General features: G+C 57.8%; 8 protein-coding genes. 3 read left to right on the top strand and 5 right to left on the bottom strand.

What is annotated here, in order from left to right:
- Together wecB and ACRXB1_RS24410 are read right to left on the bottom strand one after the other, a co-directional pair.
- A partial coding sequence (wecB, locus tag ACRXB1_RS24415; protein WP_449493497.1) for a non-hydrolyzing UDP-N-acetylglucosamine 2-epimerase occupies positions 1-968 on the bottom strand: 968 nt, incomplete at its 3' end.
- Between the two features lie 504 nt (positions 969-1,472).
- Positions 1,473-1,784 carry a DUF4148 domain-containing protein gene (locus ACRXB1_RS24410; protein ID WP_174362358.1) on the bottom strand — a complete coding sequence of 104 codons (312 nt, stop codon included), beginning with the start codon at positions 1,782-1,784 and terminating at the stop codon, positions 1,473-1,475.
- A gap of 342 nt (positions 1,785-2,126) precedes the next feature.
- Here ACRXB1_RS24410 and ACRXB1_RS24405 point away from each other — a divergent pair, with 342 nt between their 5' ends.
- Positions 2,127-2,654, top strand: coding sequence for an N-acetyltransferase family protein (locus ACRXB1_RS24405; RefSeq protein WP_449493496.1), 528 nt, complete (start codon positions 2,127-2,129; stop codon positions 2,652-2,654).
- 150 nt (positions 2,655-2,804) lie between these two features.
- Here ACRXB1_RS24405 and ACRXB1_RS24400 read toward each other — a convergent pair whose 3' ends face one another.
- The 3 genes from ACRXB1_RS24400 to nudC all read right to left on the bottom strand — a co-directional run bounded on the left by ACRXB1_RS24400 (position 2,805) and on the right by nudC (position 6,198).
- Complete coding sequence (locus ACRXB1_RS24400) at positions 2,805-3,986, bottom strand: polysaccharide biosynthesis/export family protein (RefSeq protein ID WP_083637763.1); 1,182 nt, start codon at positions 3,984-3,986, stop codon at positions 2,805-2,807.
- Between the two features lie 181 nt (positions 3,987-4,167).
- A complete protein-coding gene (locus tag ACRXB1_RS24395; RefSeq protein ID WP_174362361.1) occupies positions 4,168-5,229 on the bottom strand; it encodes a DMT family transporter in 1,062 nt (353 codons plus the stop codon).
- A 30-nt stretch (positions 5,230-5,259) separates the two neighbouring features.
- The gene (gene nudC / locus ACRXB1_RS24390; protein WP_174362362.1) at positions 5,260-6,198 is read right to left on the bottom strand and encodes an NAD(+) diphosphatase; all 939 of its coding nucleotides are present in this window, start codon (positions 6,196-6,198) and stop codon (positions 5,260-5,262) included.
- 195 nt (positions 6,199-6,393) lie between these two features.
- On the opposite strand from nudC, the gene ACRXB1_RS24385 reads away from it, so the two are divergent.
- Both ACRXB1_RS24385 and ACRXB1_RS24380 read left to right on the top strand, forming a co-directional pair.
- Positions 6,394-6,897, top strand: a complete 504-nt coding sequence (locus ACRXB1_RS24385) for a GNAT family N-acetyltransferase (protein ID WP_449493495.1) — start codon at positions 6,394-6,396, stop codon at positions 6,895-6,897.
- Between the two features lie 142 nt (positions 6,898-7,039).
- Positions 7,040-7,681, top strand: a complete 642-nt coding sequence (locus ACRXB1_RS24380) for a dihydrofolate reductase family protein (protein WP_449493494.1) — start codon at positions 7,040-7,042, stop codon at positions 7,679-7,681.
- Positions 7,682-8,044: the final 363 nt, after the last annotated feature.

The raw sequence follows: 8,044 nt of genomic DNA, 5'->3' as shown, positions 1-8,044 counted from the left end.
TCCGTGCCGGCTTCGACTGCCTCCGGCCGCTCGGTGATATTGCGCATGACAAGCACCGGCTTGCCGAGTGCCGGCGCTTCTTCCTGCACGCCGCCCGAGTCGGTCAGCACGATTGCCGCTCGTTGCATCAGCCGCACGAACCCCAGGTAATCGAGCGGCTCGATCAAATGCACATTCGGCTCGCCTCGCAACATGGCCAGCACGGGTTCGCGGACATTCGGATTGAGGTGAACCGGATAGACGATCTGCACCGCGTCGCGTCGCGCGATGTCCTGCAGCGCGAGACAGATTTGATGAAAGCCATCGCCGAAATTTTCTCTCCGATGCCCCGTGACCAGCAGGATCGGCTTGCCATCGCTGGCAAACGGCAGGGCCGCGTCCAGACGCTTGCGCAGATGTGCGTCGGCATCGATGCGCGCGGCCGTCATCATGAGCGCATCGATCACTGTGTTGCCCGTGACCACCACGCGGCCCTGCAGGTTCTCCGCTTCGAGATTCGCCTTCGCTCCCGCGGTCGGCGCGAACAACAGGTCGCAGACGATGTCCGCAACACGCCGGTTCATCTCTTCGGGCCAGGGTTGCGACAGATCACCCGTACGCAGGCCGGCTTCTACATGTGCAACCGGGATTCGCCGATGAAACGCCGCGATTGCAGCAAACGAAGCCGTAGTTGTGTCGCCGTGAACCAGCACACGATCGGGCTTGGCAATATCGAATACGCCGTTAAGCGAATCCAGCACGCGCGCTGCAAGTCCGTTGAGTGTCTGGTTTTCCCTCATCACGCTCAGGCGATGATCGGGCGTGATATCGAACTGGTCCAGGACCTGTTGCAGCATCGACTCGTGTTGCCCCGTCACGCACACGATGGATTCCAGGTCCGGGTCCGCTTCGATCCACTTCACCAGCGGCGCCATTTTGATGGCTTCGGGCCGGGTCCCGAAGATAGACAATACCTTTTTCAATGCCATTGATTTTCGGGTTGTCGTTTTCGTAATAGAAAGTCTAAGAGAAATGCGTTAATCGACTGAAGTTTCAGCTTAAATAATTCGTAAAACATGGTAATGAGTGTAATTGATAGTAACTGCAATGATCGACGAAAAATGGACATTCCTATTAGCGGCGGAAAATCGATAATTATTTCCTGACGATTTGATAACCGTATTGTATGACGGTTGAATCTGCATGTTGGAGCTGAGGGGAGCGTTGGAATGGGGGCAGGGTAAATGAGGTGTTGTCCAGCAGTTAATCGCGCAACGACGTCCGGAGTTTATGTGAGTTCCAAAAAAAGCATTTGAATTAGTTGTTTTTATTCCCATGAAAATCATGCGCGAGATTGCTGAGCGATTCGATAGTTTTATTTATCAGATTATTAACGAGCGCCAGCGAGCCGCAACGACGACTGGTTCGGTAAATACTTCTCGTGTCTTAAGGCATGGATACTCTAGCGTCTGCTTTTTTCACCCGGCTTCCGCTCAACCGGGAGCGATTTGCGGGCAATCCGTCGCATACCAGATATTGACCTGACGCTGTGCTGCCTGAAGATCAGCTGGGTAGTAAGGATCAAAAAACCACCCTGGGTGATAGCCCGCCTTCTCCAGGGCCGCAAGTTCACTCATGTTGCGCTCGTGGGTAACCGGTGCCTTGTTCCTGATCTCCGTCAAGGCACGGCATTCTGTGGCGCTAAGGTGCGTCCCCGTGCCTGCCTGCATGCCTCCTGTGGCACATGCAGCAAGCAACAGCGTTAATGCCGGGAGCAGCGGCCAGGCCTTGGTTGCGTTCGTCATTTTGCGTGTCTCTCCATTGATGCAAGGTCTACCGCGCATGGCTCATTCCTGGGCGCAGGCTTGGACGTCGAGCCGGCGCTTTTTCCATATCCCGGCCTTCACCAGCCAGTGATGTTCGATATCGAACAATCGAAGCGGCGACAATGCTCCGGTAGACTTCAATTCCCCCGCCCTGTTGGGATCGTATGGATACCCAACTTTTCGTTATCTGCGGACTTACATTTGTAATTCACGTCATGCAACGCGGGCTTACGCCTTGTGCGCACAGCTTATGCTCGTGCCAGCCGCGCTGATTATCGTTCACGCAGCGGAGCTGATTTGAAGCCAATAGAGAGAGGAGCGATGACGTCCACAAGCATCCGCAGGGCAACGGCCACGGACGTGCCCACGCTTACGCAGATCCGGAACGACGCACACGAGAAAAAGGTCGCCCACTGCGACTATGCGTGGGGTAAGGAAGGAGACGGATTTAGCGAAACCTGGGTATTAGACAGCCTCTCTCGAAGAGACGTCTACGTCGTCGAGCAGGACGGCACGCCCGTTGGAACGTTCTCGCTCGACTGGGATGACGAAGCGCATTGGGGGCCGCAAGAGCCTGACGCCGGATATGTGCATGGGATCTGCGTCAGGAAGGGCTTCAATGGCCGCGGGCTTGGCAGCGTCGCAATCGACTGGTGCGCCGGCAAGGTGAGCGCCTTGAACCGCCGTTTTGTTCGGCTTGACTGCGACGTGGGAAATGCAAAGCTATGCGCCTACTACGAGTCACTCGGTTTCAACCGGGTAGGGCTCAAGCCGATGCCGGACTCTGGCGCCTATATCTGGTCACTTTATGAAAAATCAGTCCTTCAGCTTTCGAGCCGACGACCATGAAGATCGATGTCACCAACGCTGAATCGACTGTTTGAGGAGGCGCCTTGTGTCGGCCATTCGAGAGTCAGCCCATACAACTGACTGGACTGAGCTCCCCACCGTTCAATGACGATCCCGCAAAACCCGCCGGCCTTTGGCGCCGCGAGCAAATTACTTGGTAACGATCGCCGCAGTCAGGCCCGCGTTGATTGCCGGGAGGAACAGATTCAGCACCCGGTTCGCACGGACGAGGCCGCTGTTATCGACATAGACAATGTCCTTCGACTCAAGCGGGAACTGGTTCGCAAGCAGCATGGAAACCGGCGAGCGAGCGTCCAGGCGATAAATCACCGGCGTTTCGCCTCCTGTCGAGCGCAGCACGAAAAGCTGCTTCGGATTCGACGTTTCCTGGTTCAACTGACCCGCTTGTGCAAGTGCTTCCGCAAGCGTGAGCGTGCCGTCGCGCAGCGGCGGTACAGGTGACGGCTTGTTGACTTCGCCCATCACATACACGGTGTTGTCTTCGCGCGCGTCCACATGAAGCATGTCGCCCGGCTGCAGCATGATGTCAGCGGGGTTCTTGCCCTGCTTCATCATCTGCGCGACGTTCACGGGGTAGGCCTTACCGTTACGCGTGATCGTCACGCGGCTCTGGTCGGCAGTCGGTGCGAAACCGCCGGCGCGATTCACCGCTTCGGTCAGTGTCATCGGAATGTCATTGACCGTCTGTGCACCCGGTGCACGCACATCACCATCCACATACACCTGCGATGACCGGAAGGACGCCACGCGAACCGTGACCTGCGGCTTTACGAACACCTTGCTCAGCTCGGTGTTGATCTCGCGCTGGACTTGCTGGGCAGTCTTGCCCGACGCGTGGATTGAACGGTCCACGTAGGGAAACTGCAGGTTGCCATCGCTATCCACCACGAAGCCGGCCGCAGCATCTGACGGCTTTGTGTTCTGTGCCGGCTGGCCGACTGCAGCCGCGAGTTCAGGGTGATCCCATACTGTGATCTGCAATACGTCGCCCGGTCCAAGCTTGTATCCGGTCGACTTGGCGAAGAGACCGAGCTGGCTTGCCGTCTTGTCCACGTTCTTTTGGTCCGCGCGAATCTGGCGGATCAGCGTCAGGTCGATCTGTTTGATCGGAATCTGGATGTCGCTCGTCACGTCGCCGTTGTCGGCGCTCGTAACAGGCAATGCAGCCGGTTCGATCATGTGCTGCCCAGGCGCCAGCGAACATGCTGAAAGCATTGCAGCGATCGCGAGGGACAGGGCCGCACGCGCTCCAGGCATGACATGGCTGTTTTTGTTCGGCGCTGCGGTGTCCAATAATTCCCGGTTATTCATGTTGTCGTTCCCTTGCTTTTGTAAGCATTGGTGCAGTGCAAAACCCGCAGTTTAACAACGACACATCCGGCACGGTCCCACAGATTTGTTTTCAAACGTTACCGTTTCGCCGCTATCGCGCCTGCATTGCACTGGCGCGGGATCTACATTCGCGCTCTCTCAAGCCGAGGTCACGTCGGAATCAGTGGCTGTGCCGGTGATGAATGTCCGGGAAGTGGGGATGCTTGTGAGTGACGGGTCGATGCTGATGGGGATGAGAATGAGGTTTCGCTGGATCCCACTCGAAATCATGCGTGTGCTGATGATGCTCGTCGTGCCGATGCCGATGGTTATGCCCCAGGAATTCATGCGTATGGGGATGCTCATGCCGCTCGCGAATATGAAGCCAGACGCCGAAAGCCATCAGCGTGGCGGCAATCCAGAAAAGAGTTGAAGGCAGTTCCGGCCAGAACGCGAGCGATAAAGCGACGCCGAAGATAGGTGCAACCGAGAAATATGCGCCCGTGCGAGCAGTACCGAGGTTGCGTAGCGCAACCACGAAAAGCACCAGACTCACGCCGTAGCCCGCAAAGCCGGTCAGCATCGCTGAGGCGGTGTTGAATAAGCCCGGGAGTCGCCCTCCAAGCAGGAACGCTAGACCCAGGTTGACCGACCCCGCCACCAGCCCTTTCAGGCAGGCGATCATCATTGCGTCGTTGGTCGCGACTTTGCGCGTCAGATTGTTGTCGATGGCCCAGCAAACGCAGGCCGCGACCACCAGCAACGCACCCAGGGACACGCCAACTGAGGCCGGCTGCCAGGAAAGCGCGACGCCGCCCGCAACGATCGCGACCATCCCGAGAAAAACCTGCAGGTCCACGTTTTCCCGAAACACGACCCAGGCCAATATTGCCGTGAACACGCCTTCGAGGTTAAGCAAGAGTGAACTGGCAGCGGCAGGTGTCGTGTTCAATCCGAACATCAGGAGCGCGGGCCCTGCAACGCCGCCCGCGGCAATTGCGCCGAACAGCCACGGCACCTCGGCCAGCCGGATGTGACTTTGATCCTTTTGCTCACGAGCGGTCCGGAATAGACGCTGGAAGACAATTCCAATCCCAAGTCCGATTCCGCTGCCGAGGTAAAAAAGACCCGCGACCATGAAAGGCGACAAAGCGCCAAGCAGCATCTTGGCCAGCGGCGTGGTCGCTCCGAACAGGGCGGCTGCCAGAAGCGCGGTGTACGCCGCGTTATGACGTGTCGACATTTTTCAGAGAAAGGAACGATCCGTCAAAGCTCAACTGCTCAAAACCGAAGCGCCTTTAGCAACATACGCCTGCAATAGATGATGGGCGATTGCAAACGGCTGGGGCGCTGACAGCTCGAGCGCATGCGTGCCCGCGAGCATTTCCGCAGCCTCCTTGCGTGAGAACCAGCGAGCGTCTTCGAGTTCATCCGTATCGACGACGATGTTTGTGTCGCTCGCCTGCGCAAAGCAGCCGATCATCAGCGATGAAGGGAAGGGCCATGGCTGAGACGCGAAGTAGACAACGCCTTCACAGTTCACACCGGCTTCCTCCATGACTTCGCGGCGAACGGCGCTTTCCGCAGTCTCACCCGGTTCTACGAAGCCGGCGAGGGCTGAGTACATTCCAGGAGCAAACTGACGCTGACGTCCGAGCAGACACCGTTCGCCGTCGATCACCAGCATGATCACGACCGGATCGACCCGTGGAAAGTGGTGTGCGCTGCAAACATCGCAAATTCGTTGCCAGCCGGCCGCCGCAACGCGGCTTGCGGAGCCGCAGTTCGCGCAGAAGGAGTGGCGGCGATGCCAGTCGAGCATCGACTTCGCTTCGCCCAGTATGCCAAGTGTGCCGGGCGCAACGAGACCCTGCATTGCAATCGAGCGCAGGTCGATGCGGTCGTGGATCGGGTCTGCCGATGAATCCTCCGGCATGAGCGTGAAGCCGAGAGCGAAGCGTCCAGTTCCATCGCTTTCCTCCCCGAGGAAGACGCTTTGAGTGGGTTCGCCGAAAGCCGTTGTTTCGCTCGCCAGGAACCACGGATCGCGTTCGCTGCCTTGCTTGAGCAAGGGGATGTCGCCGTTGAAGACGAGAAAGCGGGAACCCGGGTCGTTGCGCAGACGTTCGATAAAGGCGTGGTCGTTCCGCTTGTCGGAGCGGCGGTCAAGGGGGTTGGTATCAAAGCCGATGGACGCGGGGATTGCAGTCATCACGATCGTTCAGGTAGGAGCAGGGAGGGTACGCAAGTATGGCACGGCCTTGGGTCACGCCGCTGCACCGGAATCCACGCGCGCCAGTCGAAGGAGCGTCTCGTCCGAGTTGACCGAGCTCGGTCTTTCGCTGCGGCAAATGATGCGCGGAGCGTGGCACTATTGCCGCTGGCAACTTCAGTCTCGAATCGAACCATGCATATACGTACAGCTTTGCTCACCGATGCAGAATCCATCAGTGCTGTTGCCGTTCAGACATTCGCGCTGGCTTGTCCGGAAGGAACTGCGCAGGTAGAACTTCAAAGGTATATCGACGAGAACCTGACGCGTTCATGTTTCGAATCGGCCTTGGCGGAAGGCAAGGTCGATGTTCGTGTACTGGACGATGCCGGGACGATCATCGGGTTCAGTCTGGTCAATCACGCTCCTGGAACCTTGAACCTGCCATTGGCCGATGGCATTCCGGAGTTGACCCGGTGCTACGTGCTACCGGCGCATCACGGAACCGGATCTGCGCAAAGGCTGCTTTCTGCAACCGTTGCGAGCCTGCCTGGACGTGTCCGGTTGACGGTGAACGATCAGAATGCAAAGGCAATACGCTTCTACGCGCGCAACGGCTTTGCTACCGTCGGCGACACGTCGTTCCAATGCGGTGACGATATACATCGGGATCTGGTGATGGTGCGCCCCGCCGTTTGACAGGCCGCGCGGCGTTCGCATGCGGGTTTTCACCGGGTGGAATCGCTGTCGATTTGCAGTTGCACCGCGCGTCGTGTGGATGAGAGCCAAATTATCATTTGGCGTCGAAGCCGCATCACTTACAGCGCCAACGAGGAAATTGATGACCAAGATAAAAGTTGCCGGGTTTAGTGTCTCACTTGATGGCTTTGCCGCAGGAACCGCTCAAAGCCTAGATCACCCTCTCGGTCTGCGAGGCGAAGAAATCTTCCAATGGTTTTTCCCGACGCAGACCTTTCGTCAGATGCTGGGCAAGGAAGGTGGTGAAACCGGCCTCGACGACACATTCGCCCGACGCGCAATGGAAGGTTTCGGTGCCTTCATTATCGGACGCAACATGTTCGGCCCGATTCGTGGGGAATGGCCGGACGATCAATGGAAAGGCTGGTGGGGTGACAATCCCCCGTATCACGCGCCAACCTTTGTGCTCACCCATCATCCACGACCGCCGATTGAGATGATCGGCGGAACGACATTTCATTTTGTTTCCGGCGGCATTGGAGAAGCGCTAGAGAAGGCGCGCGACGCGGCGGGCGGACAGGACGTCAAGATTGGCGGCGGTGTCGAGACCGTGAAGCAATACATTCAAGCCGGCTATGTGGATGAGATTCACCTTGCCCTTGCTCCAGTTGCGCTTGGCCAGGGGGAATCGCTCTTTGGCGGTCTGGATCTTCGTACCCTGGGATATCGGACAGTCGAGCATGTAGCAACGGAGCGTGCCACGCACATCGTCCTGGCGAAGTAAGCTTGACGGGCAAGGCTGATTGTTCATTTTCGCACCGCGCTCGAAAGTTCAGGCATTCAAGGTTGCGATCAAATTCGGTCGAAGAAATAAATCCTGCATCCGCCAAACGTTGATTCGCTCCGCCGTTAGCGATAATCTTGAATCGTTGGAGATCGCCGCAAGCCAGACAACCGGGAGATAACCGTATCATGAAGCGAGCATGGGCTTTCTCTTGCATCCTCGCTCTGAGCGCTGTCATCAATGGATGCGGCAAAGACGGGTCACGAAACACCACTCAGGACTCGGGTGCATCCGCAAGTCAGGCATCGGCCCCGCTTGGGCAGGGTGCGAGCGACACACTCGCCGCGTCGGCCGCACAGGGGC

The sequence above is a fragment of the Caballeronia sp. M23-90 genome, from assembly GCF_053574605.1.
Note: the sequence above shows the minus strand (reverse complement) of the source record. Positions and strands in the feature narration are given on the sequence as shown.